General features: G+C 40.9%; 29 protein-coding genes. 12 read left to right on the top strand and 17 right to left on the bottom strand.

The genetic code is table 11. The features are described 5' to 3' along the window. Positions 1 to 124: 124 nt before the first annotated feature. The 8 genes from argH to AWW68_RS03480 all read right to left on the bottom strand — a co-directional run bounded on the left by argH (position 125) and on the right by AWW68_RS03480 (position 9,235). Positions 125 to 1,456 carry an argininosuccinate lyase gene (argH, locus tag AWW68_RS03520; RefSeq protein WP_068216631.1) on the bottom strand — a complete coding sequence of 444 codons (1,332 nt, stop codon included), beginning with the start codon at positions 1,454 to 1,456 and terminating at the stop codon, positions 125 to 127. A gap of 154 nt (positions 1,457 to 1,610) precedes the next feature. Next, the gene (locus AWW68_RS03515; protein WP_245660201.1) at positions 1,611 to 2,621 is read right to left on the bottom strand and encodes a M20 family metallo-hydrolase; all 1,011 of its coding nucleotides are present in this window, start codon (positions 2,619 to 2,621) and stop codon (positions 1,611 to 1,613) included. 407 nt (positions 2,622 to 3,028) lie between these two features. Continuing rightward, positions 3,029 to 3,805, bottom strand: a complete 777-nt coding sequence (gene argB, locus AWW68_RS03505) for an acetylglutamate kinase (RefSeq protein ID WP_068216626.1) — start codon at positions 3,803 to 3,805, stop codon at positions 3,029 to 3,031. A gap of 188 nt (positions 3,806 to 3,993) precedes the next feature. Further along, positions 3,994 to 4,953, bottom strand: a complete 960-nt coding sequence (locus tag AWW68_RS03500) for an N-acetylornithine carbamoyltransferase (RefSeq protein WP_068216624.1) — start codon at positions 4,951 to 4,953, stop codon at positions 3,994 to 3,996. A 74-nt stretch (positions 4,954 to 5,027) separates the two neighbouring features. After that, positions 5,028 to 6,161, bottom strand: a complete 1,134-nt coding sequence (locus AWW68_RS03495; RefSeq protein WP_068216622.1) for an aspartate aminotransferase family protein — start codon at positions 6,159 to 6,161, stop codon at positions 5,028 to 5,030. Positions 6,162 to 6,412: 251 nt separating this feature from the next. After that, on the bottom strand, positions 6,413 to 7,366 hold the full coding sequence (gene argC, locus AWW68_RS03490) for an N-acetyl-gamma-glutamyl-phosphate reductase (protein ID WP_068216620.1): 954 nt from the start codon (positions 7,364 to 7,366) through the stop codon (positions 6,413 to 6,415). Next, the gene (argG, locus tag AWW68_RS03485) at positions 7,363 to 8,562 is read right to left on the bottom strand and encodes an argininosuccinate synthase (protein ID WP_068216618.1); all 1,200 of its coding nucleotides are present in this window, start codon (positions 8,560 to 8,562) and stop codon (positions 7,363 to 7,365) included. The genes argC and argG overlap by 4 nt, the downstream gene beginning before the upstream one ends. Then, positions 8,552 to 9,235 (bottom strand): GNAT family N-acetyltransferase, encoded by a 684-nt coding sequence (locus tag AWW68_RS03480; RefSeq protein WP_068216616.1) that lies wholly within the window; start codon positions 9,233 to 9,235, stop codon positions 8,552 to 8,554. The genes argG and AWW68_RS03480 overlap by 11 nt, the downstream gene beginning before the upstream one ends. 329 nt (positions 9,236 to 9,564) lie before the next feature. Between AWW68_RS03480 and AWW68_RS03475 the strand changes: the two genes are divergently transcribed. Together AWW68_RS03475 and AWW68_RS03470 are read left to right on the top strand one after the other, a co-directional pair. Further along, positions 9,565 to 10,068: an RNA polymerase sigma factor gene (locus AWW68_RS03475; RefSeq protein ID WP_068216614.1), complete on the top strand. Its 504-nt coding sequence runs from the start codon at positions 9,565 to 9,567 to the stop codon at positions 10,066 to 10,068. A gap of 3 nt (positions 10,069 to 10,071) precedes the next feature. Further along, complete coding sequence (locus AWW68_RS03470; RefSeq protein ID WP_068216612.1) at positions 10,072 to 10,719, top strand: hypothetical protein; 648 nt, start codon at positions 10,072 to 10,074, stop codon at positions 10,717 to 10,719. Here the strand turns inward: AWW68_RS03470 and AWW68_RS03465 are convergent. Next, entirely contained in the window at positions 10,709 to 11,137 is a 429-nt protein-coding gene (locus tag AWW68_RS03465; protein WP_068216610.1) for a hypothetical protein, read from the bottom strand. The two genes, AWW68_RS03470 and AWW68_RS03465, sit on opposite strands and share 11 nt — an antisense overlap. A gap of 21 nt (positions 11,138 to 11,158) precedes the next feature. Here AWW68_RS03465 and AWW68_RS03460 point away from each other — a divergent pair, with 21 nt between their 5' ends. After that, positions 11,159 to 12,025, top strand: a complete 867-nt coding sequence (locus AWW68_RS03460) for a formylglycine-generating enzyme family protein (RefSeq protein ID WP_068216608.1) — start codon at positions 11,159 to 11,161, stop codon at positions 12,023 to 12,025. 73 nt (positions 12,026 to 12,098) lie between these two features. Here the strand turns inward: AWW68_RS03460 and AWW68_RS03455 are convergent, their stop codons facing one another. The 4 genes from AWW68_RS03455 to AWW68_RS03440 all read right to left on the bottom strand — a co-directional run bounded on the left by AWW68_RS03455 (position 12,099) and on the right by AWW68_RS03440 (position 14,949). Next, positions 12,099 to 12,968 (bottom strand): DMT family transporter, encoded by an 870-nt coding sequence (locus tag AWW68_RS03455; protein ID WP_068216605.1) that lies wholly within the window; start codon positions 12,966 to 12,968, stop codon positions 12,099 to 12,101. Positions 12,969 to 13,066: 98 nt separating this feature from the next. Further along, entirely contained in the window at positions 13,067 to 13,543 is a 477-nt protein-coding gene (locus AWW68_RS03450; RefSeq protein WP_068216603.1) for a YcxB family protein, read from the bottom strand. A 107-nt stretch (positions 13,544 to 13,650) separates the two neighbouring features. Next, positions 13,651 to 14,508 carry a carboxylating nicotinate-nucleotide diphosphorylase gene (nadC, locus tag AWW68_RS03445; RefSeq protein ID WP_068216601.1) on the bottom strand — a complete coding sequence of 286 codons (858 nt, stop codon included), beginning with the start codon at positions 14,506 to 14,508 and terminating at the stop codon, positions 13,651 to 13,653. A 24-nt stretch (positions 14,509 to 14,532) separates the two neighbouring features. Then, positions 14,533 to 14,949 carry a DUF4783 domain-containing protein gene (locus tag AWW68_RS03440; protein WP_068216599.1) on the bottom strand — a complete coding sequence of 139 codons (417 nt, stop codon included), beginning with the start codon at positions 14,947 to 14,949 and terminating at the stop codon, positions 14,533 to 14,535. 126 nt (positions 14,950 to 15,075) lie between these two features. Between AWW68_RS03440 and gpmI the strand changes: the two genes are divergently transcribed. Together gpmI and AWW68_RS03430 are read left to right on the top strand one after the other, a co-directional pair. Then, complete coding sequence (gene gpmI / locus AWW68_RS03435; RefSeq protein ID WP_068216597.1) at positions 15,076 to 16,593, top strand: 2,3-bisphosphoglycerate-independent phosphoglycerate mutase; 1,518 nt, start codon at positions 15,076 to 15,078, stop codon at positions 16,591 to 16,593. Next, positions 16,590 to 17,162, top strand: coding sequence for a hypothetical protein (locus AWW68_RS03430; protein WP_068216595.1), 573 nt, complete (start codon positions 16,590 to 16,592; stop codon positions 17,160 to 17,162). The genes gpmI and AWW68_RS03430 overlap by 4 nt, the downstream gene beginning before the upstream one ends. Here AWW68_RS03430 and AWW68_RS03425 read toward each other — a convergent pair. Next, positions 17,159 to 18,085 (bottom strand): universal stress protein, encoded by a 927-nt coding sequence (locus AWW68_RS03425; RefSeq protein ID WP_068216593.1) that lies wholly within the window; start codon positions 18,083 to 18,085, stop codon positions 17,159 to 17,161. The genes AWW68_RS03430 and AWW68_RS03425 overlap by 4 nt on opposite strands. 137 nt (positions 18,086 to 18,222) lie before the next feature. On the opposite strand from AWW68_RS03425, the gene AWW68_RS03420 reads away from it, so the two are divergent. Both AWW68_RS03420 and AWW68_RS03415 read left to right on the top strand, forming a co-directional pair. Then, positions 18,223 to 18,546 carry a DUF6787 family protein gene (locus AWW68_RS03420; protein WP_068216591.1) on the top strand — a complete coding sequence of 108 codons (324 nt, stop codon included), beginning with the start codon at positions 18,223 to 18,225 and terminating at the stop codon, positions 18,544 to 18,546. Between the two features lie 49 nt (positions 18,547 to 18,595). Further along, positions 18,596 to 19,012, top strand: coding sequence for a Fur family transcriptional regulator (locus tag AWW68_RS03415; RefSeq protein WP_068216589.1), 417 nt, complete (start codon positions 18,596 to 18,598; stop codon positions 19,010 to 19,012). Here AWW68_RS03415 and AWW68_RS03410 read toward each other — a convergent pair. The 3 genes from AWW68_RS03410 to AWW68_RS03400 all read right to left on the bottom strand — a co-directional run bounded on the left by AWW68_RS03410 (position 19,009) and on the right by AWW68_RS03400 (position 21,983). After that, complete coding sequence (locus AWW68_RS03410) at positions 19,009 to 19,239, bottom strand: hypothetical protein (protein WP_068216587.1); 231 nt, start codon at positions 19,237 to 19,239, stop codon at positions 19,009 to 19,011. The two genes, AWW68_RS03415 and AWW68_RS03410, sit on opposite strands and share 4 nt — an antisense overlap. 41 nt (positions 19,240 to 19,280) lie before the next feature. Continuing rightward, positions 19,281 to 20,783, bottom strand: coding sequence for a sodium:proton antiporter (locus tag AWW68_RS03405; protein WP_068216585.1), 1,503 nt, complete (start codon positions 20,781 to 20,783; stop codon positions 19,281 to 19,283). A gap of 126 nt (positions 20,784 to 20,909) precedes the next feature. Next, positions 20,910 to 21,983 carry an anhydro-N-acetylmuramic acid kinase gene (locus AWW68_RS03400; RefSeq protein WP_084375560.1) on the bottom strand — a complete coding sequence of 358 codons (1,074 nt, stop codon included), beginning with the start codon at positions 21,981 to 21,983 and terminating at the stop codon, positions 20,910 to 20,912. A gap of 299 nt (positions 21,984 to 22,282) precedes the next feature. Here AWW68_RS03400 and AWW68_RS03395 point away from each other — a divergent pair, with 299 nt between their 5' ends. From AWW68_RS03395 to AWW68_RS03375, 5 genes are read left to right on the top strand one after another with little or no spacing between them, the layout of a single operon-like run. Further along, the gene (locus AWW68_RS03395) at positions 22,283 to 23,500 is read left to right on the top strand and encodes a hypothetical protein (protein ID WP_157717507.1); all 1,218 of its coding nucleotides are present in this window, start codon (positions 22,283 to 22,285) and stop codon (positions 23,498 to 23,500) included. Positions 23,501 to 23,513: 13 nt separating this feature from the next. Further along, complete coding sequence (locus AWW68_RS03390; RefSeq protein WP_068216581.1) at positions 23,514 to 24,839, top strand: tetratricopeptide repeat protein; 1,326 nt, start codon at positions 23,514 to 23,516, stop codon at positions 24,837 to 24,839. Between the two features lie 60 nt (positions 24,840 to 24,899). Then, positions 24,900 to 25,445, top strand: a complete 546-nt coding sequence (lptC, locus tag AWW68_RS03385) for an LPS export ABC transporter periplasmic protein LptC (RefSeq protein ID WP_084375559.1) — start codon at positions 24,900 to 24,902, stop codon at positions 25,443 to 25,445. Beyond that, positions 25,442 to 25,660, top strand: a complete 219-nt coding sequence (locus tag AWW68_RS03380; protein ID WP_068216577.1) for a hypothetical protein — start codon at positions 25,442 to 25,444, stop codon at positions 25,658 to 25,660. The genes lptC and AWW68_RS03380 overlap by 4 nt, the downstream gene beginning before the upstream one ends. Continuing rightward, a complete protein-coding gene (locus tag AWW68_RS03375; protein WP_068216575.1) occupies positions 25,660 to 26,943 on the top strand; it encodes a hemolysin family protein in 1,284 nt (427 codons plus the stop codon). Before AWW68_RS03380 ends, AWW68_RS03375 begins: the two co-directional genes overlap by 1 nt. Positions 26,944 to 26,978: the final 35 nt, after the last annotated feature.

The raw sequence follows: 26,978 nt of genomic DNA, 5'->3' as shown, positions 1-26,978 counted from the left end.
ATATACTTCGTTAGGTAATACCAATACTAAAAAGCTAACAACTAATTGTTCTTCTCAACCTATCGACAACATATTATGAATTTGCATTGCATTTTTTCTAATCGAATGAATTGTGATCATTAACTTAATTCACAAGCTTTTCAATCCTCTTTTCCCAATAATCAAAGTTAAAGGAGTTCAGTTGTCTGTCCATTGAAGCACGAATGGCGTCTGTCATTAGGTTGCCTATGCTGCCCTCGTGATTGTGATTCACTTTTCTGTCGGCTTTAAATTCTCCAGCATTTACATCTTTCCCAACTTGGATGTAAGCTTCGCGAAAAGGCACTCCTGAAAGTACTTGTCGGTTCACTTCTTCCACTGTAAACAGGTAATTGTATTTGTCTTGATCAATTTTTGACGCATTAATCTTGATATGCTGAAGCATGTATTCGGCCATTTCCAAACAGGCTTTCAAATCTTCCAGAGCCGGGAAAAGCAATTCCTTGAGCAACTGCATTTCGCGGTGATAACCCACAGGAAGGTTAGCTGTGAGCATAGCAATGTCATTCGGCAGGGCCACAATACGATTGCATTTACCACGTATCAGTTCAAACACATCTGGATTCTTTTTGTGAGGCATAATGCTCGAACCGGTCGTCAGTTCATCTGGGAAAGTAAGGAATCCAAAATCTTGTCCCATGTAAAGACATACATCCATCGAGAATTTACCCAAAGTGGCGGCAATGGATGCCATTCCGCTGGCTAATTGTTTCTCTGCCTTTCCTCTAGACATCATCGCATAAACCACATTATGGTGCATGGCTTCGAAGCCTAACAAGTTAGTTGTCAATTGGCGATTCAAGGGGAATGACGAACCGAAGCCTGCTCCTGAACCTAGAGGGTTTTTGTTGACCATTTGATAGGCCGAATGAAGCGCATTCAGGTCATCGACCAAACCTTCGGCATAAGCTCCAAACCATAGTCCGAATGAGCTCGGCATAGCCACCTGCATGTGCGTGTAACCCGGGATTAGGACCGATTTATATTCTTCGCTCAAAGCGGTCATTCTATCGAAAAGGACCTTTGTTCCCTCCACAATTTCTTTGACCTCGGAACGCATGAAAAGCTTCAGATCCACTAAAACTTGGTCGTTTCTGGAGCGACCACTGTGAATTTTCTTACCAACATCACCCAGCTTTTCGGTGAGCATAAACTCAATTTGAGAATGAATATCTTCCACATCCTCCATCATCTCAAACTCACCAGATTCCATTGTTCTGTAAATGGCTTTGAGTTCGGTATGTATGGCTTCTTTTTCTTCTGCTGTCAGTAAGCCGATAGACTCCAACATGGCAGTATGAGCCAGTGACCCCTGCACATCAAATGGTGCTAGGAATATGTCGAATTCAAGGTCTCTTCCTACTGTAAACTGCTCAACCTTGGCCGAGCTTTCTATGTCTTTTTTCCAGAGTTTCATGTGATGAAGTTGGAAGACGGAAGACGGAAGACGGAAGTATTACTTCGGTCCTCTGTCTTCGGTCTTCATTTAATTTTAGTTGTTACCGTCATTGCGAGAAACAAACTGAGCGTCCCGAGACATCGGGAGCAGAAGTTTGTGACGAAGCAATCTCCTACATTCTCGCAGTGACGTTCATAAATTTCGTTATCAGTTCAATATACAATTCTATTCCCTGCTCAATTTCCTTCAGGTAAATATACTCATCTGCCGTGTGTGATCTTGCAGAATCTCCCGGGCCTAGCTTGAGGCTTGGAAAAGGCATTAAGGCCTGATCGGACAATGTTGGAGACCCATATTTAGTCATTCCGAGGCTTTCTCCAGCTTTCACAATTGGATGATCTGCCTGAATAGACGATGGGTTAAGTCGGGTGGATCTGGCTACCACTTCGCAATCAATCGACTGCTGAATAAATTCCAGCACCTCCTGATTGCTCATGACATCCGTAGTCCGAACATCTACCACGAACTGGCAAAGATCTGGTACTACATTATGTTGAGTTCCGGAATTCACCTGAGTAACAGACATTTTAATCGGTCCAAGCCACTCAGATTCTTGTTCAAAACGATAAGTTCTGAACCAATCAATAACAGGTAAAGCGTTGTAAATGGCATTTTCTCCCTCATTTCTGGCGGCATGACCGGCCTTTCCTTTTACAGAACAGTCAAGCACCATCAATCCTTTTTCGGCAACAGCCATTTGCATCAAGGTAGGTTCTCCTACAATGGCAAAGTCGAGCTTTCCCAATTCTGGCAAAGCCAGAGCAACACCGTTCTTACCAGAAATCTCTTCTTCAGCTGAAGCCAGCAAGATGATATTGTAAGACAATTCCTCTTCATAAAAATGAAGGAAAGTGGCGATTAAAGAGACCAGGCATCCACCAGCATCATTACTTCCTAGGCCATAGAGTTTTCCATCTTCTACAATGGCTTTGAAGGGGTCTTTGGTATACCCTGCATTGGGCTTCACCGTATCGTGATGCGAGTTGAGCAATAGCGTTGGTTTTGAAGCATCGAAACGTTTGTTCTTCGCCCAAATGTTATTCTGTAGTCGCTCTGTTTCAACACCATTAGATTTCAACAGCGATTCAATCAAATCCGCTGTTTTATCCTCCTCTCTGCTCATTGAGGGAGTTTCTATCAGCTGTTTGAGAAGCGATATAGCTAGTTCTTTCAATTCCATGTCAGCAAATCTTTATAGTTACCGTCATTGCGAGGCGCAAAATGAACAAAGTGAAATTTTGCAACGAAGCAATCCCTCGTTGAGTCTCGAAAAGCGATTAGGAGACTGCTTCGTCCTCTCGAATTCTCGAGAGTCCTCGCAGTGACGTTCTGATACGTTATTGCCAGAAACAATCTCTCTGTTTGAAAGCACAATGCAACGGATTCCGTCATTCAGAGTGGAACGTAGTGCAGCGAAGAATCTCCAAGTTCCAGAAATGAGCCCCCATCTCTCATCTTCCCCCGAGGGGGAAGACGGCACATTCTGCTTAGAATGACACTTTTGAAGGCTGATATTTAAGCTTGATTCTTTCATAATCGAATAAGAGTTCCTGCTTCAGCTTGATTCAGGTCAGAGAACTGAATAATTCTTACACTTTTCACTCCTGCATTCAGGGCATCAAAGGCATTGTCCAGCTTTGGAATCATCCCGCTATTGATTACTCCTGAATCCTTGTATTCCTGATAATTTTTAGGCTCAAGCACCGGAATCACTACTTTGTTTTCAAAGTCAGAAAGCACTCCCGGTTGCTCGAAGCAATAAACCAGTTCCACCTCAAATTCTCGGCTCATAGCAACAGCCAATACCGAAGCGATGGTATCTGCATTGGTGTTGAGCATATGCCCTTCACCATCGTGAGTGAGTGCACCGAACACCGGATTCACTCCTTGATTTAACATGCTTTGAAGTAAGGAAGTGTTGACACCATCTGCTGTAATATCACCTACAAAGCCGTAGTCAATCTTCTTGACAGGTCGCTTTTTGGCTAGCATGACATTGCCATCAGCGCCAGTTAATCCAATCGCATTGAAGCCTTTGGACTGCAACTGAGCCACAATTTTCTTATTGGTTAAACCACCATAAACCATGGTCACCAGATCGAGGGTTTCAGCATCTGTGATTCTGCGTCCATCCACCATTTTCGCTTCAATACCCAGCTTGTTCCCAATCTGCGTAGCGATTTTCCCGCCACCATGCACTAAAATGGCCGGCTCAGTTCGTTGAGCAAAATCAGTCAGAAACTGATCCAATGACTTGGGGTCATCGATCACGTTCCCACCTATTTTGATTATGGTTAGTTTGTTCATTTTGTTTCTTTTCTCTGTCGGATTCTGTCATTCAGAAGGAGACCCGCTTTAGCGGTCGACTGAAGAATCCCCAATTAGATGCACCTCTTGGAGATTCTTCGGTCGCCTCATCCCCGATATTCATCGGGATGATTCTCCCTCTGAATGACGCGTACCTTTTACTCTAGCACTACCGTTAAGCTCCTCCTTTACAAGGAGGAGTTTGAGGAGGTAAATAACTCCGCAAACACAGCCTGAGCGCTATACACTCTGTTCTTAGCCTGTTGCAGGTGAATGGCATTTGGGCCATCCAGAATTTCATCTTTAATCACCAAACCTCTTCTGACCGGCAAACAGTGCATCACTTTGGCATTGTTCGTCACGGCCAGTTGCTCATTGCCAAAACTCCAGCTTTCATCCTGGCTCAAAATCTGACCATACTGCTTGTAAGATGACCAGTTCTTCACGTATACAAAGTCAGCACCTTCAAGGGCCTTCATCTGGTCATATTCAACAGGTACTCCACCAGCAAACTCTTCTGCCAGCTCATATCCTTCGGGATGAGTAATGGTTAGGTCTACAGGTGCCTCTCGCATCCATTCTACAAATGAATTAGGAACGGCTTGAGGCAATGCCTTAACATGCGGAGCCCAGGTGATTACCACCTTTGGTCTTTCAGATTTTTTCCAGTTCTCTTCGATAGTCATCCAATCCGCAAGGCTTTGTAGAGGATGTCTGGTGGCGCTTTCAAGGCTGACTACCGGAAGGCCAGAGTACCTTATAAATGCATTCAACAACTGCTCGGAATAGTCGGTATTTCTGTCTTTCAGCTCAGGGAAAGTACGAACCCCCAACACATCGAAGTACTGCCCCATTACGCCAGCGGCTTCTTTAATATGCTCGGCTTTGTTGCCGTTCATCTTCACTCCATCTTCGAATTCGAGTGCCCAGCCATCTTTTCCAATATCTAGCACAATGGCTTCTGCACCAAGGTTCTGAACAGCTACCTGCGAACTCAGGCGTGTTCTCAGACTTGGATTGAGAAATATCAGTCCAGCCCTTTTTCCTCTGGCAAAATCAGGAGTGAAAGGATTAGTCTTGATTTCCAGGGCCCTTTTTACCAGACCACCCGGGTCTTTTACATCTTTGACAGAAGTGAAGTTTTTCATACAAAGTTTTTGTGTTGATAGGTTTCGAAGTTTGGAGGTTGATTAACTTCTAAACTTGTGAACACCTCAACGACTCAACATAAATTATTCAATTCAATTTTTAGTGCTTCAAGGAATTGGATTAACTCCTCCTTGCTAACGGCCAGTGAAGGCAATAATCTCATCGTGTTTTTATCGCCAGCTGAGCCGGTAAATATTTTATGAGCGAAAAGCAGATTCTTTCTTAGCTCAGCTACCGGAAAATCGAAGCTCATGCCCAGCATAAGACCCATTCCACGTACTTCTTTAATTTGTGGAATAGCCTTGAGTTCTGCTATCAACCATTCTCCCAATTCAGCGGCATTCTCCATTAGCTTCTCTTGCTCGATTACTTCAAGTACGGCCAATGAAGCGGCACAGGCCAAATGATTTCCACCAAAAGTAGTGCCCAACATTCCATGCCAAGGCTGAATGTGAGGAGCAATCAAAATCATAGCTACGGGAAATCCATTACCAATTCCTTTCGCCAGTGAAATAACATCAGGTTGAATGCCACTGTGCTGATAAGCGAAGAACTTTCCTGATCGACCTGCTCCAGATTGCACTTCATCCATGATTAACAAGGCACCGGCTTCTCTACAAAGTGCCGAAACCTGCTGCAGATAATCATTGCTTGGTACATAGATGCCCGCAACTCCTTGCATGCCTTCAATAATGACAGCAGCTGTTTGATCATCAAGCTCAGCTTTAAGTGCCTCAATGTCATTCATCGGTACAAAAACCACCTGATGATCTGCATTGAATGGCGCAACAATTTTAGGGTTATCAGTAGCGGCAACAGCACCTGAAGTACGACCATGGAAGGCTTGCTTCATGGCAATCACTTTTTTTCTTCCAGTGTGGAAGGAAGCCAGCTTCAAAGCATTTTCATTCGCTTCGGCACCCGTGCTACAAAGGAATAATTGATAGTCTTCGCAGTTTGAAATTTCACCCAATTTTGCAGCCAGCTCCTCCTGAATAGAATTCTGTACCGCATTGGAATAGAAACCAAGAGCGTTCAACTGATCGGTCAGTCTCTTCACATAGTGTGGATGTGTGTGACCAATTGAAATTACAGCATGCCCTCCGTAGAGATCAAGGTATTCTGTTCCGTCTTTATCCCAAAGCTTTGAACCCAATGCTTTTACTGGCTCAATATCGTAGAGGGGATATACATCGAATAATTTCATTTTCTATCTCTTTGCTGTCATTCCCGTGATTCTGATGCTTCGGAACGGGGATCTCCCAATTGATAGAGAGAGATTCCCGCCTGCGCGGGAATGACGTACTTTCTTAGTTGTTTTTATGGCCTCACCCCAAACCCCTCTCCATGGAGAGGGGCTTTTGCGATGTGCTAGTTTTATATTCTTCAGTCTACTCTTGCAGACTGCTAAGCCTTCCCCCTTGGGGGAAGGTCCCGAAACATCGGGAGGATGGGGGCTCAAAAAGCACTCGCCTTCAATTTCAGCCCGGTGGTTTCTTCTAACCCGAACATCAGATTCATGTTTTGTACGGCCTGGCCGGAAGCTCCCTTTAACAGGTTGTCAATAGCTGATTGAACCATCAGATAACCATTGTGCATTTGTAAGTGAATGAAGCATTTGTTGGTGTTAACCACCTGCTTTACGTCTAAAGGGCTATCGGTTACCCAAGTGAACGGGTGTCCGTCATAGTATTCCTTATATACCCTCACGGCTTCTTCCAAAGGCCATTCGCAGTATTGGTAGGCAGAGATCAGAATACCTCGGGTGAAGTTTCCACGATAAGGAACAAAGTTGATGTTGTTTTCAAACCAAGGTTGATACTGCATCAAAGACTTTCGGATTTCCGCTAAATGCTGATGCTGAAATTCCTTATAAGTAGAAATATTGTTATTTCTCCAGCTAAAGTGAGTTGAGTCTGAAGGCATTACACCGGCACCGGTAGATCCAGTGGTTCCTGAAACATGTACTTCCTTGAGCATACCGTTGTGAGCCAATGGAAGCAAGGCCAATTCGATGGCTGTGGCGAAACAACCTGGGTTGGCTACAAAATTGGCCGATTTGGTGGCTTCTCTGTTCAGCTCAGGTAGTCCATACACTTTGCTGTCATCCAATCTGTAGTCATGAGCGAGGTCAATGATCTTTACGGAATCATCCACTTGATTGGCTTCCATGAACTTCATAGAGTCGCCATGACCCATGCAGAGGAATAAAACATCTAGATCGCTGTGCCATTCTGGTACGAACTCCATTTCGGTCTCACCCAACAGATCATTGTGAGAAGAATAGAGCTTTTTACCCGCCTGACTTCGGCTTTGAACGAAGCTGATTTCAGCTTCTGGATGGTTCAGTAGCAGGCGGATGAGCTCTCCACCTGTGTATCCAGCACCACCTATAATTCCAACCTTAATCATATCTCTTCTTCGTTTACCTGATGGTAAATGGCGTTCTGGTTACCAAATATTTTGGCAAAGCCTCTTACATCGTCACCAGTCCATGATTTATTCATTTCTCCATAATGACCGAATTTAGCAGACATCAGGTCATGAGCTGATTCAATACCGTTGACCTGATATCTGTAAGGGAATAGTGTCAGGAATACATCGCCTGAAACATTACGCTGAGTGCTTTTCAGCATGGCCTCAAGGTCACGCATTACAGGGTCCATGAATTGGCCCTCATGCAGCCAGTTGCCATAGAAAGCTGAAACCTGATCCTTCCAATAAATTTGCCACTTGCTGAGCACGTGTTTCTCCAAGGCCTGGTGAGACTTGATCAACAGTACACTGGCTGCGGCTTCAAAACCAACGCGGCCTTTGATACCGATGATAGTGTCGCCCACATGAATGTCTCTTCCTATTCCGAAAGGACCGGCTATTTTCTCCAGTGCCAAAATGGCTTCGGCTGGTTTGTGGTATGCTTTGTCGTTAATGGCTTTGATTTCACCCTTTTCGAAAGTCAGTTTTAATTCCTCTGCCGCTGTCTTTGTAACTTGAGTAGGGAAAGCAGATTCCGGCAGGTTACCATTAGATTTTAGGGTTTCCTTTCCTCCAACAGAAGTACCCCATAGGCCTTTGTTAATGGAATACACAGACTTGGTAAAATCCCAGTCTACACCTTTAGATTGTAGATATTCAATCTCTGCCTCTCTAGAAAGCTGCATGTCACGAATAGGAGTGATGATTTCCGCTTCAGGCATAAAAGTTTGGAAAATCATATCGAAGCGAACCTGATCGTTTCCAGCCCCTGTGCTACCATGAGCAATGGCCTTGGCACCAACTTCCTTGGCATACTGCGCAATGGCTACGGCTTGGGAAACACGTTCAGCACTTACTGAAAGAGGGTAAGAGCCGTTTTTTAGAATATTTCCGAAGATGAGGAAGCGAACTACCTTTTCATAGTAGTTGTCCGTTTCATCTATGGTTTTGTGCGATTTTACGCCTAAGCTTTTCGCTCTATCTTCAATTCTTTTGATTTCCTCAGCATCAAATCCACCAGTGTTTACTACCACCGAATGAACCTCCAGGCCTTTATCTTCAGATAAGTACTTCACGCAAAATGAAGTGTCTAAGCCACCGCTGAATGCTAGTACTACCTTATTATTTTCCATTTTCTTTGTTCTTTTTTCTTTCGTCAATTTTCAACATTACGCTCTTCTTGAACTTGATCCATCGTTCAAAAAGCTTCAGGTCTTTCTCCAATTCCCTTTCGGTCCAAACTGTCCTCTTAGGCTTAGCATTTTTCTCCCAAGCAGGGTTATAGAGCATGGCGGTACAGATACAGTTTTTCCTATTCTTAGCGGTGAGTATATCGAAGTTCACACAGGTTTTACAGCCAGCCCAGAAGTCTTCGTCTTGTGTTAATTCTTCGTAAATGACAGGCTTGTAACCCAGTTCTGAGTTGATTTTTAAGACAGCTGCACCAGTGGTTAAGCCAAAGATTTTTGCTTCAGGAAATTTCTTTCTAGAGAGTTTAAAGACTTCTGCTTTAATGCGTTTGGCCAGGCCGTGACCTCGAAACTCAGGATTAACAATTAGGCCAGAGTTAGCCACAAATTGCCCATGACTCCAAACCTCTATATAGCAGAAACCGGCCCATGTTCCATCTTGTGTATGAGCAATTACTGCCTTTCCCTCGTCCATTTTTTTGGATACATATTCAGGGGTTCTTTTGGCAATACCAGTGCCTCTTTTGGCTGCCGAGGCAGCAATTTCATCGACTATGGTCTGTGCATAGTGCAGATCTTCTGAGGTTGCGGGTCTTACGGTAATTTTTATTTCCATTTTGGATTTAGACTCTAGCTGACGACTGAAGTCACAAGCTAACAAGTAATAAAATAAGGATAATTAAGAAATATAGAAGGTTATGTCACCACGTAGGTAACAATGGAATATGTAGGCGACTAGCGCCTATCTTGCCTGATAGTGCTCACAGCCCTCACTCCTCTAGCGATATTAGAGGCTCCTGGTGGGGTTAATATGTTGGCTGCGTTTTGCATTTGAGGGAACAAAGGAAATAAAAAGTTTGAACTTTGAGTGAATTGCAGAATTTTTTTTGATACTCGGTGTGATTTTTTTCAAAAGCCTGCGATAAATAGACCAAACACAAAACATTGAAAGCAAGAGAAGAAGATTTCTTAGAACTCATCAAGCAGCACGAAAGACTGATTTACAAGGTCAGCTTTAACTACTGCCGCTATGCAAAAGACAGGGAAGATCTGGTGCAGGAAATCATCTTTCAGCTGTGGAACTCTTATCCGGGATTCAAACCTGATTTTAAGGTGAGCACCTGGATGTACAAGGTGGCTTTGAACACAGCGGTGAGTTTTTATCGGAAGCATGGAAAGAAAAAGGAGCAGGAAATTGCTCTGGACGACAGCAATATACACAGTCTGCAAACAGCTTCTACTGATAGCAAAGATGAACAACTCAAAATATTGGAAGGCTTTATTCAGGAATTAGAGCCAGTTAATAAGGCTCTGATTATTCTTCAGTTGGAAGGAGAGAGTATTGCCAGCATTGCTCAGATTGTTGGCCTCTCAGAAACCAATGTGGCCACTAAGCTCAGCAGAATCAAGAAATCATTAGCTCAGAAATTCAAAAGTCAAAATATCTAAGTCATGGAAAACAACGAATTACTACAACTCTGGAAAGGTTATGATCAGAAACTCGATCAGCTTTTGGAGATAGACAAAAAGAGAACCTATGAGAAAGCTCTGGATTCAGCCAAAAAGCGCTTCCATAAACTTACTTATGAACCAATTTTTGAGATTGTTCTGGCCGTCATCTTTATGTCATTCTCCGGTAGGTTAATGGTAGCCGTTTGGGGAGTTTGGCCTCTTACTGTAATAGCTGTGGCATTTCATGCCTTCCTTATCGCCACCATCATTTTCGATTTAAACCTCATTTACAGAGTGAAATCATTGAATTATGATTTACCGATGGCAGAATTGCAGAAGCAGATTCATCAACTCAAAAAAGCTAAAATACTCGAGATAAAGTTGATTCTCTGGGGAGTTGCCACCTTAGCCGGACCATTCGTATTTGCCTTTTTATATGTGCTTTTAGGTCAAGGGTATATTGGTGAAATTCCGAATCAGTTTTGGTACGTGAATGGAAGCCTTTGTCTGATTCTGGCCTTTGTGGCAGTACACCTTTCTGCAGGGCTTTCAACACCTAAAACGAAGCTGCAAAAGTGGTTTACTTCCAAATTAAAGTTTGGAGGGCTTGATGAGTCTACAGCAATTTTAGCTGAGCTCAAGGCTTAAAGAAGATGGACAGAATACGCATTAAAAAGTAGCCGGCAAATGGCAGAATTGGTGTGGCATAAGTGTATGCCCACCATATTTTGGACTTGGTGTCTTCTCCATGAAATGTTGCTGACCAATTGCCCGAAAGAGCATAGGTCATAGGAATCCACAAAACACCCAACACAAGGCTGATCAAAACACAGATTCTAAATACTTTGAGAGGAATAGGGTGAACCTTTCTGGTGCTTCTAATGATGAGGAAATTCAGCGGAAATAGAATGAACATCAGAGCTGTCATAAGATTACCCCACGGTAAACTCCCTCCTTCTACTACTGACATTGTAAGCAATGGTGAACCCGTTGCTAGTGATGTAATCACAAACATTTGGATTAGCACCGAAGCAAGAAAGAAGTATTTGATTCGTTTTTTGTTCATCTTAAACTCTAACTTAAAACAATGAACAAAGCTAACACACTTTTACTGGCAATACTGCTATTCTCAACATCATCCTTCGCTCAAAGGAAGGCTCCTAAAATTCCTGACATACTTTCCGAGAAACACTGGGCATATATTCCTAGTCAAGCTGGAGAAAATGGGTTTTATATGGCAAAGTTTGAAACCACGGTTAAAGACTATCGAGCCTTTTATATGGGTACAGGAGAAGAGTCTGCAGATCATTCACCAAAAACTAAAGTCTGGAGTTTCCAAGATGGATGGGATCAGCCCAATATGGAGTATTACTATAAACACCCTAGTTTCGACAATTATCCTATTGTTGGTGTAGACTTAAGCGATGCGAAAGCCTTTGCCGAGTGGCTTACCGTAGAATATAATAATCAACCGAAACGTGAGTTTGAAGAAGTCATTTTCAGGTTGCCAACTGAGCAAGAATGGGAATGGGCAGCGCGCGCAGGTAATGATATTGCTCCGTTCCCTTGGGGAGGACCCTATATTAGAAACTCTAAAGGAGATATTCTCGCCAATATTTTAAGAGTGAGCGACACAAACATAATCAGCCAAGTTCAAGACGATGGTTCAATTAAATTTAGTCTTGCTCAAGAACAGATGAAGAGTGTACGACCTACTAGCTATTCCACTCCAGTAAATCAATTTATACCAAATCGCTATGGCCTGTATAATATGAGTGGCAACGTGAGTGAGATGACTACTTCACTTTATGTCGAAGGGCGAAACTCAACTGTGGCTAAAGGAGGAAGTTATCTCCAGACTCCTTATTGGGCAATGATCAGTTCAAGGCAAGAGTTTGCAAAGCCAACAGCCTACACTGGCTTTAGGTTGGTGATGGAGGTGGTTGAGAAGTAGACCTCTTTCTTGCATTCAATATCTCGAACTGATAAAGAACCTTATATGGTTTTGATCCTGAAATTTATCTAGCTCAATTTCCTTCTGAGGAAGTTTTATAGCTGGTTCTTCTCCGCATTAGAACGCCAAAGATGTTTGCTGAAATAATTAAGCAGGCACCTATTACTTTATTAGTGTTCATGGTTTCGTTTAGAAAAATGTAACTAGTAAGCATAGCTATTGGCGAACCAAGGTAGAATATCAGGCTAGAATTGGTTGGTGGAAGCATTGTTGTAGCTCTTAACCAAAGTGTATGGGCTACAACAGTACAAATTACTCCGAGTATGGCTAGGTAAATCCAATCGAGCTGGGAGAGTTCCCAATTTGTTTCAGGGGTGAAAACTAGAAATACGAGCATGGCAAACGCATACTGACCAAAAGCACGAGTCATAGAGTCTATGTGTTGGTGGCGTTGCTGAACGAAAGGTAGAATGGCAAATACTAAGCCACTAGCCAAACCCACCAGAATGCCTGCAGTTACATCGTTCTTTAAATTGAAGTCTGGAACAATTAGGTAGATGCCTACCACGGCAATAAATACAGCTATTAGATCTACAGGTTTTGGTTTAACTCCTTTAATGATCCAGTTTAGGTATATCATATGTAAGCCAAAAGAAGAAACGCTTAGTATGGCCATTGAAGGAGTGGAGAGCTTTACGCTTATAAAGTAAGTAACCCAGTGCACTCCAAAGAGTAGACCTATCCAGACTAGTGCCCTCCATTCGCTTTTTCTTAGTTTGCTGATTTTTGAAGGTCCGGCTAATAGATATAGAAAAACCATACCAATAGACAAACGAACCACGCCTATGGTGAAGGCATTGGCTGCTACTTCCTTGATAAATATTGGAGTTATTCCGAAAATAAAGACTGCTATAAGCCCTTCTATGTAATAGCGAGAATTCACTGATTCAAGTTAGTGTTTAGAACAACTGCCTCCGAGACTAGAGCTTTAATAAAAAAAGCACAACCTGTGGCTGTGCTCTCTCTTCAACTAGGTTGAAATTATTCTTTTATAAGCCCCTTACGTTTCAAAATGGTCTCAATGAACTTTACCTCGTTCTGAGTCTTAAATACCGTGTAAGGAAACATCATCATTTGAGCCTTATTAATAACCAGCACAAATTGCTTCTTATCGGCCCAAGCCCTTTTCACCTGATCCCACTTCATAGGCATACCTTGCTTAGAGTTCAGTTTTATCAGAATCTGTCGGCTATCTATTTCGTAACTAAGTTTGTCAAAGAGCATTTTACTCTGCTCTAGTTGGGTTACACCAGCAAACTGAATTACCCAAAAAAGCACATAAAGTGTAAAAGCTATGAGGGCACCAATCCACCACCAGTTTGAAGGCACTACGAATGTCATGGCAGAAATAGCCAAGGCAATGAGTATAACCCACCATTGGTCGATGAAAACATTTTTAAGGCCTGCCTTCATATAGGCCTTTTTATCTAGAGCGTACTTCTTGGTTTTAACTATCATTTTTATGCTCCTTATGCACAGTGTCTAAAAAGGAACACAAACATAATGATCAAAACTAAGGCTTCAATCAATAGAACTAAAAAATTGCGTTTTGGCTTAGTCAATTACTATTCTGCTTTTAAACTTATATCCAAACTTTTAATAGAATGGGTAAGTGCTCCAACGGAAATATAGTCTACTCCGGTTTCGGCAACTGAACGAATGGTCTTTTCGGTAATGCCACCGGAAGCCTCTGTCTCTGAACGTTTTGCTATTAGTTCTACCGCTGCACGCATATCTTCATTGCTCATATTATCGAGCATAATTCTGTCTACTCCTCCAGCATCTAAGGCTTGCTGCACTTCATCTAGGTTTCTAGTCTCTACCTCAATTTTAAGTTTTAAGCCTTTTGCCTTTAAATACTCCCGAGTAGAATAAACAGCCTTTTCTATTCCACCAGCAAAATCTACATGGTTATCTTTTAGCATAACCATATCATAAAGCCCATATCTATGGTTTACCCCACCTCCTATAATTACTGCCCATTTTTCTAGCATGCGCATGTTTGGAGTCGTTTTTCTGGTATCCAAAAGTCGGGCAGAAGTTCCTTTAATCAGAGTATTCAGGTAGGCTGTTTTCGTGGCAATACCACTCATTCTCTGCATGCAGTTTAATAATAACCTCTCTCCAGATAGTATTGCCCTAACTTTTCCTTTAAGCCTAAGTATTATATCTCCCTTTTTTACTTCTTCCCCATCTTTCGCCAAGGGCTCAATGGTCATGTTAGGGTCAAGTTTATGGAAAATCAATGGGGCTAAATCCATACCGGCAATTACACCCGACTCTTTCATTAAAAGGTAGGCAGATTTCTCTGCATCTGCAGGTATGCTCGCTAAAGTTGAATGATCTCCATCACCCAAATCTTCCTGAAAAGCTCTGTCTATAAAATCGTTGAGTAATTCGCTAGTGACATAAGGTGGTCTCATATCACAAATGTAGCTAAAACCGAATTATCGTTCTTTAGTGAACTCCAATCGATATACTTTAAATACGTTGCTGAATTTTTTTGCACGAATAACCACTCTGTGATTTCCGCTAGAAGATGCGTAGGTACCAATAGCATAGATGATTCCACCAGCCGTGCTAGTACCGTCATGATTGAACTCAAAGCCTGTTGATGGATACTGCTGAAAAAACTGCTTCAACATGATTTCCGCTTGGTTTGAACTATACTCTTTCCGTTCTCCATCAAGTTTAATTTCAACCTTACTGTGAAGGTATTTGATAAGTTCTTTGGAGCTACTAGCCTTTAGCGACTCTTCAACTTTAACGATAATTACGTTATCGTCCTCTTTTTTCTGAGCAAAGGCAGAAAGAGAAAGAAACAGAGTCAGTACTAATACTGTGTATTTCAGATAGGTCTTCATGATTTAGAACTTGCTTCCGTATAACGAAAATAATGCCAATTATTCCACGGAGGGTTCAATGATTCGATCAAATTAATAGAATGAATGTTCTCTTACAAACCCCCTTGAATTTTTATATTTGCCCTTATGGAGAAACGCGTTTTATTGATGATTCTGGATGGCTGGGGACTAGCCTTAGACAAAAAGGTTTCGGCTATAGACCATGCCAACACACCAGTGATGGATAAACTATTTGAAACTTACTCACATAGTAGGTTAGAAGCTTCTGGACTAGCTGTTGGTTTGCCCGAAGGTCAGATGGGAAACTCTGAAGTTGGCCATATGAATATTGGTGCTGGAAGAGTGGTTTACCAAGACTTGGTAAAAATCAATAAAGCCGTAGAAGATGGCACCTTGGCTGAAAATGAGACTTTGAGGTCCACTTTAACCTATGCAAAAGCCAACGGAAAGAAAGTACACCTTATCGGTTTGGTTTCAGATGGTGGTGTTCACTCGCATGTTAACCACCTAAAAGGTCTTTTAAGTATATGTGCCGAAAATGACCTCAAAGAGGTGTTTGTTCATGCTTTTACTGACGGAAGAGATACTGATCCGAAGGGAGGAAAAGCCTATATGAACGATGTTGTTGAGCATTGTAAAAACACCACCGGGCAAGTTGCTTCTGTGGTAGGTAGGTACTATGCCATGGATCGGGACAATCGTTGGGAGCGTGTAAAACTAGCTTATGATGCCATGGTAAATGGTGTCGGTCAACCTTCTGAAAACATTCTTCAGTCTATTGAAGACTCATATACAGCAGGGGTTACAGACGAGTTTATTAAACCAATCATTCAGGTTGAAAATGGAAGTCCAGTTGCTAAAATTGCCGAAGGAGATGTAGTGATCTGCTTCAATTTTAGAACGGATCGTGGAAGACAAATAACTCAAGCCCTCACACAGGTAGACTTTGCAGACCAAGGCATGACAAAGCTTAGTCTGAAATATGTCACCATGACCAATTATGATGATTCCTTTAAAGGGGTAGATGTCATTTTTGGCAAGGATAATTTGAATAACACTTTGGGTGAAGTCCTTGAAAGAGCTGGTAAAAAGCAGATCAGAATTGCTGAAACGGAAAAATACCCACACGTTACCTTCTTTTTTAGTGGAGGAAGAGAGACTGAGTTTGAAGGCGAGAAAAGAATTTTATGTCCTTCTCCCAAAGTAGCTACTTATGATCTTCAACCAGAAATGAGTGCTAACGATATAAAGGAGGCCATCATTCCTGAATTGAATGCAAAATCTTCTGACTTCATTTGCTTAAACTTTGCAAATGCCGATATGGTAGGGCATACAGGCGATTTCGATGCCGCAGTAAAGGCCTGTGAAACTGTAGACACTTGTGCAGGAGAAGTTTTGGAAGCTGCTTTGGCTAGTGATTACACCACCATTGTAATTGCAGACCATGGAAACTCAGACATCATGGTTAATGCTGATGGCTCGCCAAATACGGCTCATACCACGAACCTTGTCCCTTGTATTTTGGTTGATAATGACTTAAAGCTTGAATTAAAAGACGGTAAGCTGGGAGATTTAGCACCAACTATTCTCAAATTAATGGGTGTAGAAGTGCCTTCCGAAATGACAGGTGATACATTAATATGAAGCATTTCCTTTTATTTTCACTAAGTACACTGCTATTACTCGGGTGTAATATCAGACCCGAGAACAACATTGAAGAACTCTCTTACTTTAACATTGAAGAGCTCTTAGAGGCTGAAATTCAGTATTTAATTGATGAGAATGCAGGCTTAGAGAAGACGGTAGAGTCTAATGGCAATACAGACCTCCTTGAGATTCACCCTCAAACTAAGGACGAATGGGAATCTCAGTTTAGTTTGTTTTATGAAGCCAATATAGCTCAGCCTGGCCTAAGAGATGCTTATAGAGAGGAGGAGTTGACTCCACTTGAAGGAGTACGCACCAAGATTTTTAGTGCTAGAGCTAAAAAGAGCTTCGTTCAGACTTTTGAAGTGATTTATAATCAGGACAAGTTGAGTCAGATTAATATTCAAACTCAAGAGGAAAACGAAATATATTCTAACTACAGAACCCTAAAACTTTTCTTCGATGCCGAAGGCAAGCACATTGTGGGGTTTGATGTTACCGGAGATGAGGATATGCGCCTGAAGGAACCTATGAAGATTCACATTCAGGCGGTTATCACTTATTAGATTCTGAAAAGGGCGTCTAAGAAACTCATGTTTTCTTTGCCCATTTTCACTATCATTATGGGAATATCATTGCCTTCCTCTACTAACTTTTCAGCTACGGAGCCAATTAGTACAGAGGCTGGTCCAGAGCGACCTTTAGAGCCAATCATTATAAGATCTACCCCTTTTTCTGCTCCTGTTTTATAGATTTTATCCGCTGGATGAGGATCGTCATCTAAAGCAAAAGTATGGTCATACTCAACGCCTTCTAAGTCCATCTTCTTGAAGAATCGATCGCACTCCTCCTTAGTGTTTTCAAGCATTATTTCGGCAAACTCTTCATAAGTTTTGCCCGACTTATAATAGCCTGTAGGCACTTTATAAACATTGTTACTTAAGAGCTGAGCACCACACTTTTTCTGAATGGCTGCACCAATTTCGAAAGCCATTTTTGAGTGGTCGGAATAGTCTATAGAGACCATTATCTTATTCCACTCCAATGGAGGGTTTTCAGTAACAAAGATTACTGATGAACTGATAGATTTGGCGATTTTTTTAGAGTTGAGCCCAGAACCTCCATGTTCAGCCTTTCTACCCAAAAGAGCCAAGTCAATCACTTTTACTTTTGCAAGTTTGAGTATCTCTTCTGTTACCTTGCCTGTAGTTACAATTGTTTTTGTATCACAGTTAGGTGGAAGAACAAAGTGCTCGTTGATCTCTTCTTCCATTTCCTTTTCAATGGCTTCGTCTACAGGAGCAAATACATCGGCATATTTCTCCTGAATCTCTTCGGGTAGCTCTAATGAACTGGCAATGTTTACAAAGTAAACAGTGTCAATGTCAAATACTTTGGCTGCCATTGAGGCGTATTTTAGAAGATATACATCCATTTGGCTCAGGTCTAGAGCCACAAGCATTCGCTGGTACTTACTTAAGTCTTGCATAGTTGTTTTAGGATTCCACTACAATTTATTGAATTAATGTGCTCCTACAGCAGCCATTCTTAAATTTTTGATGGTTTTAGAATATCATTCCCGAATAACTAACTGGCTTTTATATATTTGCCGCCCAAACCGAAATTATGGCTAAGCAGAAGTTTCTGGAAAGATTGCAGGAGAAGTGGGGATTGAAGTCGGCTTTTCAAACGGTAATGGTGCTCATTGTTTTCGCTTTTACCGGATCTACAGTACTATTTATTAAACCTATTGTTTTCGACTTAGTAGGTTTCGAGAACGTACACGGCTTTTGGGGACTTCTATTATATGTAGTCTTGATTTTCCCTCTATATCAAATATTAATTCTCATTTATGGGTTTATATTTGGGCAGTTTGCATTCTTCTGGAACTGGGAAAAGCAGTTCGTAAGCAGAATGGGCAAGCTGTTTAGTAGACGAAAAAAGCGTTGAACCATTTAGTTCTAATTGGGCTTATCTGATTGTATTAATATATTTAATTGTGAATTCGGAAGTAAAAAGATTATTGAAAGATCATTCGCTTAGACTTACCCAAAGTAGAGGCGATGTGATTTCCGTTTTCCTAGATAAAAACGTGGCAGTTAGCCATGGTGATATTGAATCAGAGATAGACGGAAAATACGATAGGGTTACTATCTATAGAACACTAAAGTCATTCATTGACAAAGGACTTATACACAGGGTTTTAGATGATTCTGGTGCTACGAGATATGCACTTTGTCATGACAATTGCTCTGAAGACTCACACAAGCACAATCACATTCACTTTAAGTGTCAGAAGTGTGATGAAACTACTTGCATTGAGCATGTAGATATTCCTGAGGTAAATTTGCCTAATGGTTTTCAAGCCATAGAAAGCAACTATTTGGTATCGGGTATTTGCAAGAAGTGCAATTAGTAAGTCTCTCTTTCTAATTCTTTCGAAGGCATTGAGCCACCAGAGCCATCTGGCCAAACTATACCAGGAGGTAAATCTATTTTTGGCCCAGAATCAATACTAATACCACCATCATTATTATCAGTTCCACTGGTTCGTTTCCTGCTTCTCATAAGCGTAAATGCTAGGTAGGTTAACAGCACGTAAGTTAAACCAGATAGAATAAGATCGTAGTAAAAGCTATTCATGAGTAAGTAATATACTCATAAATGGGGCTTGATGTTTTGAATTACAGCACAAAGAATATCAACCATACCAGAATAAATACTGGAACTAGAATTGGAACTGAATACCTAAGAATATAGCCAAAGAAAGAAGGCATGTGAATACCAGTTTGCTCGGCAATAGACTTAACCATAAAATTAGGCCCGTTTCCAATGTAAGTCATTGCTCCAAAGAATACCGCACCAATTGCAATGGCTTTAAGGTTAACTACCGATTCTGGATAAACACCACCAGCAGCATACGCCTGAACATCTGCAATAACGCTTATATCTCCACCCTGAGAAGCTAATGCAGCCGCCAAGAAATTAAGATAGGTAGGTGCATTATCTAAGAAACCGGAAAGAAGACCTGTTCCCCAGTACAATGTATTGGGGTTAATTAAGCTCACACCTGCTTCTGATTGAGCAAACTCAGAGACCAAAGCCAAAGCTGGCATCATAGTTCCGAAAATACCGATAAAAATAAACGCTACTTCCCTTATAGGCTCGAAGTTAAATTCATTGCCATTAATGGCTTCTTTGCTAGCAAACTTGTAAGAGAAAATTCCCACAGAGAACATAATGAGCTCTCGTAAGAATGAGAACTTCTGTCCATCATATACAATGGCAGGAACTCCATCAATTACATTAGGATCTAGGAAAACAGATGCTATTATTATGGCTAACCAAATAAAGTTCTTGCCACCTACAATGGTTGTCTTGCCCGAGAATTCAACAGTCTCATCTATGTCATGGTCTACGTTTCTTTTATCTACTAGGTAGAACATTACTGCCAAGAAGGCCAGAGCAAATACCCAAGGTACTGCGTTATGCACAACAGTCCACATAAAAGGCACTCCTTTTAAGAAACCTAAAAATAATGGAGGGTCACCAATTGGCGTAAGAGCACCACCAATATTACTCACCATAAAAATGAAGAAGATAATATGGTAAGGACGAATTCTACCTTGATTCAACCTAATAAAAGGACGAATCAAGAGCATAGAAGCCCCTGTGGTTCCTATGAGGTTGGCTATAACAGCTCCAACCAACAATAGGCCCACATTGGCCATTGGGGTAGCTCGTTTGTCTACTTTAATCATTATTCCGCCAGAGGCGATATAAAGAGAAGAGAGCAAGGCTATAAATTGTACGTATTCGGCCAATGCATGCACTGGTGCATGAGTATTGTGTAGACCAAATAGATAGTATAATACTACAATAGCTGCTAAACCAACTGCTACTATAGGATAGTTCTTATGCCAGAAATGTTCGTAGAAAAGTGGTCCTGTAGCAATCATTCCTAACAATAGAACGAAAGGAATAACCGACCAGCCCGGAGGGGCAGAATCATGATGCTCATCATCTACATGAGCCTCTACAGCATGCCCTTCAACCTCATCTTGATGCTCATCTTGATAATATGAAGGAGCGTTTTCAACGACAACCACTTCTGCTCTTAGCTGATTTATGGGGGCAAACAATGCCATCATAAGGCCTACCAAGAATAGAAAGACAGTTTTTTTCATCAAAATTGGAGTGAGTCGCTAAAATAAAAAGGGTTCAGACAATTATCAAACCCGGTCATTAGGGCGCCAAGATACATTAAGGATCAGAAACCTTCATTACCTCAAAATAAAATAATTGATAATCGGTCAAAATCCAATCAAATCACCTGCACTAACATCATACTCTGCTCCGGTAACTGAAGAAAGACAGTTAGGCCTTCCCTCAAGCCTAAGTAAGCCTAAATAGGCAAATATTAGTGCTTCTTTAAATTCTATGATTTTACTTTCTGGTAACACAATATCAGCTCTAGAATAAGTTTTAAGCCTAGAAATGAAGAATTGATGATAGGCTCCGCCACCAGTTACTAGTACTTTTTTACCCTTGTTTTCATTGATGGTAGAAGCGATTTCCATGGCTGAATGCTCTATAAAAGTTGCCATTTTATCTTCCAAACTAATCGAGGAGTTTTTTAAAAGTGGTAGCCAGTTTTTCTGATAATCTTCAATTCCTAGCGATTTTGGGCCCCGTTGACTTAAATAAGGGAGTTGGCTAAGTTCAGACAATAGCGATTCATTTATACGGCCAGTAGCCGCTATCTTTCCTTCCGAGTCGTAAGGAAGTCCTTTTTCATTTGCCAGATAATTAAGTGCCATATTAAAAGGGCAAATATCGAAAGCCACTCGTTTACCTTCTTTTTCGAAAGAGATATTAGCGATACCGCCAAGGTTAAGAGCGAAATCGTATGTGGCAAACAAATCTCGATCACCAATAGGTACCAAAGGAGCACCTTGACCGCCAGCTTTTACATCGGCAACTCGGAAATTATTGATTACTGAAATTTGACAATGGTTATAAATCTCTTCTCCAGAACCAATTTGGACAGTAATTCCCTTTTCAGGTTGGTGAAAAACAGTGTGCCCATGAGAGGCTACGCAATCAACCATTTGTGATCTTGTACCTAAGAATTTATTTATTGACTTCCCGATAAAAACCCCGAGATCGATATCTAGCTTTTGAATACCTTCTTCAGATAGCTCGATGGCATGTCTTAAGCGATGGCTGAGTTCCTTCGGATAAGGTATAGTCTCACACTTATTCAACTCAAAACTCCACGAGGCTTTATTACTTTCCCTGGAGAAAAAGGTCTCCGCCAAGTCTAAGCCATCTAAAGAGGTACCTGACATTATACCCAGTATGGTAATTTGATTCTTCACCATCATCTTTTATTAAACCTCGTTTACTAACCGTAATTAGGCAGAATTCTCTGATTTCTAGTAGGTTCCATTAACGGACTCAATAAGCAAACGATTGCCTTTCTCAAATTTTGTTAAAAAAGCTGGCAATTAGCTCATTACAACCTCCATCAATATGAAAACATTTGAATCTAATTGAAAAACTGACATCTTTGTAACCCTCAAAATTGTGCATGTTGGAAATTTCTGTGTTAAGGCGTTCGAAGTTTAGGTTGAGATATATAAATCTGGCTTTTATACTAAGTTTTGTTGCATTCCAAACAGCAATGGCTCAAGGCGATCAGTCTAGTTATTCAGCCCTTGGTGTTGGGAGTTTAAACTGGAGTGGTTTTGCTCAAAATGAAGCCATGGGAGGTTTAGGTGTAGGTTACAATACCAAATACTTTTACAATGATCTGAACCCAGCCCTATTGGGCGCCAACTACGAGGCAGTCTTTCAATTAGGCACTACTGTAGACTATCGAAATATAACGAATGGCTCTGACTCATATAGTACCGTATCTGGTGGGTTTAAAGAATTTGCTATGAGCGCTCCATTGGTTTATGGAAAATGGAATTTAGGAATATCTCTTTCTCCTTACACCTCAGTTAATTATGGGTTTACTCAAGTACAAACCGGACCTGAAGGAGGGGATACTAATATTGATGTAACTGGTCGAGGAGGAATAGATCAAGCAAATCTTGTAACATCATTTAAAATTGGTGATTTGTCAATAGGCTTAAAAGGGACCTACTACTTCGGAATTATTAATAATGAAGACAAGTTTACCCTTACAGATATCAATTCAAATTTTGCTACTACAATTGTAAATGAGAGAAGAAGCTTTGGACAACTGGCAGCAAGTGCAGGCCTTTATTATAACTTGAATTTAAGTAATAATAAGAGACTTAATTTTGGAGCCTATTATAACCCTGGTTTTAACCTGAGGCAGGAGAGGTTGGTAACATTTGAGAACGAAACCCCTAATGGGACAACAACAAGTACCGACACATTGGCCTATAATAAAGATGAGTCGCTCTACATTCCTGAGAAAATGGGGTTTGGTATATCATATGAGAAATTCAGGTCTTTCGCGGTAGGTTTAGATGTTCAATTTCAAAATTGGCGGTCATACCGAAACTACCAAGGTTCTACCGAATCCTACTACGGAAATGCCATAAGAGTCGCCTTGGGTACAGAATATATTCCTAATGCAGAACAGCCTACTAAATTGATAAATGTAACTAGTTTTAGGTTTGGTATACATTACGAAAAGACGCCATTTTTGATCAGCAATGAGGTGGTGAACGATTTTGGTATAAATTTTGGAGTTTCAGTACCGTTGAGTTCATTTTGGGGATTATCTCATTTGAACGTTGGTGCGACATTAGGTCAGAGAGGAAATATCTCAACTACTGGCTTAGTTCGAGAGAATTACGTAAAATTGAACCTTGGTTTCTCTTTACAAGATATAACCTGGTTCTCAAAGCAAAGATTTAACTAAAACTACTGATATTATGAGATTAAAAGCTCTAATGATAATAGCCTTCTTGGCTATCTGCTCATCAGCCAGTGCACAATTTGCATGGCCAGAAGATCCTGAGCAGAGATCTGAGGCGCAAACGCTTTGGACTTTATTTGACGATAATTACCGACAAGGTAATTACGAGGCTGCAAAACCACACCTTGCCAAATTAGTTGAGAAGTTCCCTACTTTGAGCACAGCCCTATACATTAATGGTATTAAGGTTTGGGAAGAGTCTTACGACAATGCAAAAGTGGATGCTGAAAAGGATAAAGCTGCAGAAATGGTGCTTAAGCTTTACGATATGCGTTTTGAAAACTTCGAAGGTGAAGAAGAAAAAGCTATCGATAGAAAAGCTATTGCTGCATATAAATTCTATGTTAGAGATGCAGATAAGACTCAAATGCTCCTCGATCTTTTTGAGAAGTCATATGAGATCAAGGGAATGGACGCTTTCTACCCGTTAGGAAGATACTATATGCAGGTAGCGGTATTAGCCTTTGCTAGGTCTAATGTTGAAATTAGCAAAGATCAGATTCTTGAAATTTATGAGCAGAGTACCAAGCACATCGATCATGAAATTGCTCAGGTGAAAGCTGCGAATAAAAGCACTAAGCGTTATGAGGAGATAAAAGAGTTCATCGATGGTAAGCTTGCCGACATGGGCATCATTGATTGTGATTTCGTTGTAGAAAAGCTAGTGCCTGAATTTGAGCAAAACCCTAACGATGCTGAGTTGGCCAATAAAATTTTCGTATTCGCTTATGAAGGTGGCTGTACAGATGCTGAATGGTTTGTAAAGGCAGCTGAAACTCATTTTGCAAATAGCCCTCAGTATGGTGTTGGTTATCTGTTAGGTGTGAAGTTTGGTGCAGATAAAGAGTACGAAAAATCTAAAGAGTACTTCATTAAGGCTGCAGAATTAACCGATGACAACACAAGTAAGGGTAAGGCATTGAAGCAAGTAGCTGCCACTGAAAGAATTAATGGTAATTATTCTGAAGCTAAAAAGTATGCGCTTGAAGCAGCTGAAATTGACCCTACTCTAAAAGCTGAAATGTATGAGCTTATTGGAGACATGGTTATGGCTAGCACACAGTGTGACAAAAAAGTTAGCCAAGTAGATGATAGAGCAAGATACATTGCTGCCTATGATTACTATGCTGTAGCTGGAAACAGCACAAAAATGGCTCAGGCTAAAGAGCAGTTCCCTACTATGTCAAGCATCTTTACTGAAAACAAGAAAGAAGGTGATTCTATGACTGTTGGTTGTTGGATTAACAAAACGGTTAAACTTCAAAGAAGACCAGAACAATAGAAATTGTATAACGTATATAGAACGGTCTTTTCTTCAGGGAAAGACCGTTTTTTATTATCAATGAACAAACTAAACCTCTTCTTATTCCTATTGCTTTCTGGAGTTGTCCTTGCGTCATGCTCGTCAGACCAAAAACGACTGGCAGACATGGAAGTATATGAAGGGCCTATGTATGAGTCTGAAGATGTAAAGATTCTTTTTACAGACTCAACAGTGGTAAGAGTAATTGTATACGGAAACAAGCAACTACAGCATCAGAATGGAGACATTGAGTTTCCTGATGGCATTAAGATCGAGTTTTATGGCAAGAATGGTGAACAGACTTCCGAATTGACTGCACAAAGTGGTTTTAAAGAGAACGGTAGTAATGTATACAGAGCTAATGGAGACGTGTTTGTAAACAATCTTCAGGTTAAACAGACTCTTAAAACAGAAGAACTATTTTGGAGTCCAGAGTCTGAAAGGATTTTTACCGATAAATTTGTTATTGTAGAGTCAGAAAGTGAAATCATTCAGGCAGAAGGGATGACAGCCCCTCAAGACTTTTCTAGCTATGAGTTTACTAACCCGAGAGAATCAACCACCATTTTAAAAGACGACTTTTGAAAAATTTAGGAGACACCATTTTATTCTCACTGAGTGTAGTATTCTTTGTAATAGGAGTTCACCAAACAATGAATTTTGGTATAGCCTCTTCCTATTTCATTTTCATGATATCACTTGGTTTGCTATTTTTAATGAGATATAGAAGAGCCAAGAGAAAAGAAGAAGACAAACAAAACCAATCTGGCTCTTCAAAAAAGACTAAGTCTAAGCGCTAATGGATACTTACCAACTGACCATGATTTTGGTCTGTCTTATTTTTTCAGCCTTTTTTTCTGGAACCGAAATAGCTTTTGTAAGTGCCAGTAAACTACAAATTGAGCTTCAGAGCCAGCAAGGCAAACTAGCGGGGCGAATATTGGCCTTTTTTACCCAAAAACCTTCTAGGCTTATTAACACTGCACTGGTAGGCAATACCATAGCGCTGGTCATATATGGTATTTTTATGGCAAGTGTGCTCGAGCCGTGGATTGCCAACAAGCTTCCTGAAAACCTTAATTCTCAGAGTACGGTGGTTATCTTACAGACTCTTCTGTCTACTATCATTGTACTATTTACAGCCGAGTTTACCCCAAAAAGCATCTTTCTGCTCAACCCCAATAACCTCCTGAGCTTATTGGCCATTCCAATGATTATCATCTTCTTCATCATGTTTCCGGTGGTGTGGTTAATAGAACAAATGTCTAAGTTCATTATTCTCTTTGTGTTGAGACAGCCATATTCTGAAGATAGACAAGTTTTCGGACTGACAGACCTTAGCAATTACATTAAGCAGAATACGCGTGACGATATTAAGAAAACAAAAGTAGAGCTAGACACTAAGATTTTTAACAATGCACTTGAATTCAAAACAGTAAGAGTTCGGGAGTGTATGATACCACGCACAGAAATTTCTGCCATAGATATAGAAGACAGTGTAGAAGATCTTAAAACTGAATTTATTGAAAGTGGCCACACTAAAATTCTAGTGTACAGAGAAAGCATAGACGATGTAATAGGCTACTGTCATGTTCTAGATTTATTCAAGAAACCTCAAGACATTGGTAGTATGCTCACACCAATTATCATTGTTCCTGAAACTATGCTTGCCAATGAACTGATGATTCAATTCATACAAGAAAGGAAAAGTCTTGCACTGGTAGTAGATGAGTTTGGTGGTACTTCTGGCATAGTTAGCCTAGAAGATGTTATTGAAGAAATTTTCGGTGAAATTCAGGACGAGCATGATGAAGATGAAGACTGGGTAGAGCAGAGAATTGATGAAGACAAATACATACTTAGCGCCAGACACGAAATTGACTACTTGAATGAAAAGTATAAGTGGGACATTCCTGAAGGAGATTACGATACCTTAGGAGGTTTCATTTTATCAATAACCGAGAGTATACCTGAGGTTCACGACATTATAAAGCACGGGTTGTTTGAAATAAAGGTTGTCTCAATGGAAGATGCTCGAATAGACAATGTTTTATTTATCTATAACCCCGACCAAGAGGACTGATTCTTAGGTAGTTTTACGCCATTTTTCCTTTGACT

The organism is Roseivirga spongicola (assembly GCF_001592965.1).
Taxonomy (GTDB): domain Bacteria; phylum Bacteroidota; class Bacteroidia; order Cytophagales; family Cyclobacteriaceae; genus Roseivirga; species Roseivirga spongicola.
This window is presented reverse-complemented; position numbering and strand designations above follow the sequence as displayed.

Bases quoted from the DNA above. Each gene is read 5' to 3' on its own strand.
- argH (WP_068216631.1), bottom strand. From the start codon at position 1,456: ATGAAACTCTGGAAAAAAGACATAGAAAGCTCGGCCAAGGTTGAGCAG.
- AWW68_RS03515 (WP_245660201.1), bottom strand. From the start codon at position 2,621: ATGAGCAGAGAGGAGGATAAAACAGCGGATTTGATTGAATCGCTGTTG.
- argB (WP_068216626.1), bottom strand. From the start codon at position 3,805: ATGAACAAACTAACCATAATCAAAATAGGTGGGAACGTGATCGATGAC.
- AWW68_RS03500 (WP_068216624.1), bottom strand. From the start codon at position 4,953: ATGAAAAACTTCACTTCTGTCAAAGATGTAAAAGACCCGGGTGGTCTG.
- AWW68_RS03495 (WP_068216622.1), bottom strand. From the start codon at position 6,161: ATGAAATTATTCGATGTATATCCCCTCTACGATATTGAGCCAGTAAAA.
- argC (WP_068216620.1), bottom strand. From the start codon at position 7,366: ATGATTAAGGTTGGAATTATAGGTGGTGCTGGATACACAGGTGGAGAG.
- argG (WP_068216618.1), bottom strand. From the start codon at position 8,562: ATGGAAAATAATAAGGTAGTACTAGCATTCAGCGGTGGCTTAGACACT.
- AWW68_RS03480 (WP_068216616.1), bottom strand. From the start codon at position 9,235: ATGGAAATAAAAATTACCGTAAGACCCGCAACCTCAGAAGATCTGCAC.
- AWW68_RS03470 (WP_068216612.1), top strand. From the start codon at position 10,072: ATGGAAAACAACGAATTACTACAACTCTGGAAAGGTTATGATCAGAAA.
- AWW68_RS03465 (WP_068216610.1), bottom strand. From the start codon at position 11,137: ATGAACAAAAAACGAATCAAATACTTCTTTCTTGCTTCGGTGCTAATC.
- AWW68_RS03460 (WP_068216608.1), top strand. From the start codon at position 11,159: ATGAACAAAGCTAACACACTTTTACTGGCAATACTGCTATTCTCAACA.
- AWW68_RS03450 (WP_068216603.1), bottom strand. From the start codon at position 13,543: ATGATAGTTAAAACCAAGAAGTACGCTCTAGATAAAAAGGCCTATATG.
- nadC (WP_068216601.1), bottom strand. From the start codon at position 14,508: ATGAGACCACCTTATGTCACTAGCGAATTACTCAACGATTTTATAGAC.
- AWW68_RS03440 (WP_068216599.1), bottom strand. From the start codon at position 14,949: ATGAAGACCTATCTGAAATACACAGTATTAGTACTGACTCTGTTTCTT.
- gpmI (WP_068216597.1), top strand. From the start codon at position 15,076: ATGGAGAAACGCGTTTTATTGATGATTCTGGATGGCTGGGGACTAGCC.
- AWW68_RS03430 (WP_068216595.1), top strand. From the start codon at position 16,590: ATGAAGCATTTCCTTTTATTTTCACTAAGTACACTGCTATTACTCGGG.
- AWW68_RS03425 (WP_068216593.1), bottom strand. From the start codon at position 18,085: ATGCAAGACTTAAGTAAGTACCAGCGAATGCTTGTGGCTCTAGACCTG.
- AWW68_RS03420 (WP_068216591.1), top strand. From the start codon at position 18,223: ATGGCTAAGCAGAAGTTTCTGGAAAGATTGCAGGAGAAGTGGGGATTG.
- AWW68_RS03410 (WP_068216587.1), bottom strand. From the start codon at position 19,239: ATGAATAGCTTTTACTACGATCTTATTCTATCTGGTTTAACTTACGTG.
- AWW68_RS03405 (WP_068216585.1), bottom strand. From the start codon at position 20,783: ATGAAAAAAACTGTCTTTCTATTCTTGGTAGGCCTTATGATGGCATTG.
- AWW68_RS03400 (WP_084375560.1), bottom strand. From the start codon at position 21,983: ATGATGGTGAAGAATCAAATTACCATACTGGGTATAATGTCAGGTACC.
- AWW68_RS03395 (WP_157717507.1), top strand. From the start codon at position 22,283: ATGGCTCAAGGCGATCAGTCTAGTTATTCAGCCCTTGGTGTTGGGAGT.
- AWW68_RS03390 (WP_068216581.1), top strand. From the start codon at position 23,514: ATGAGATTAAAAGCTCTAATGATAATAGCCTTCTTGGCTATCTGCTCA.
- lptC (WP_084375559.1), top strand. From the start codon at position 24,900: ATGAACAAACTAAACCTCTTCTTATTCCTATTGCTTTCTGGAGTTGTC.
- AWW68_RS03375 (WP_068216575.1), top strand. From the start codon at position 25,660: ATGGATACTTACCAACTGACCATGATTTTGGTCTGTCTTATTTTTTCA.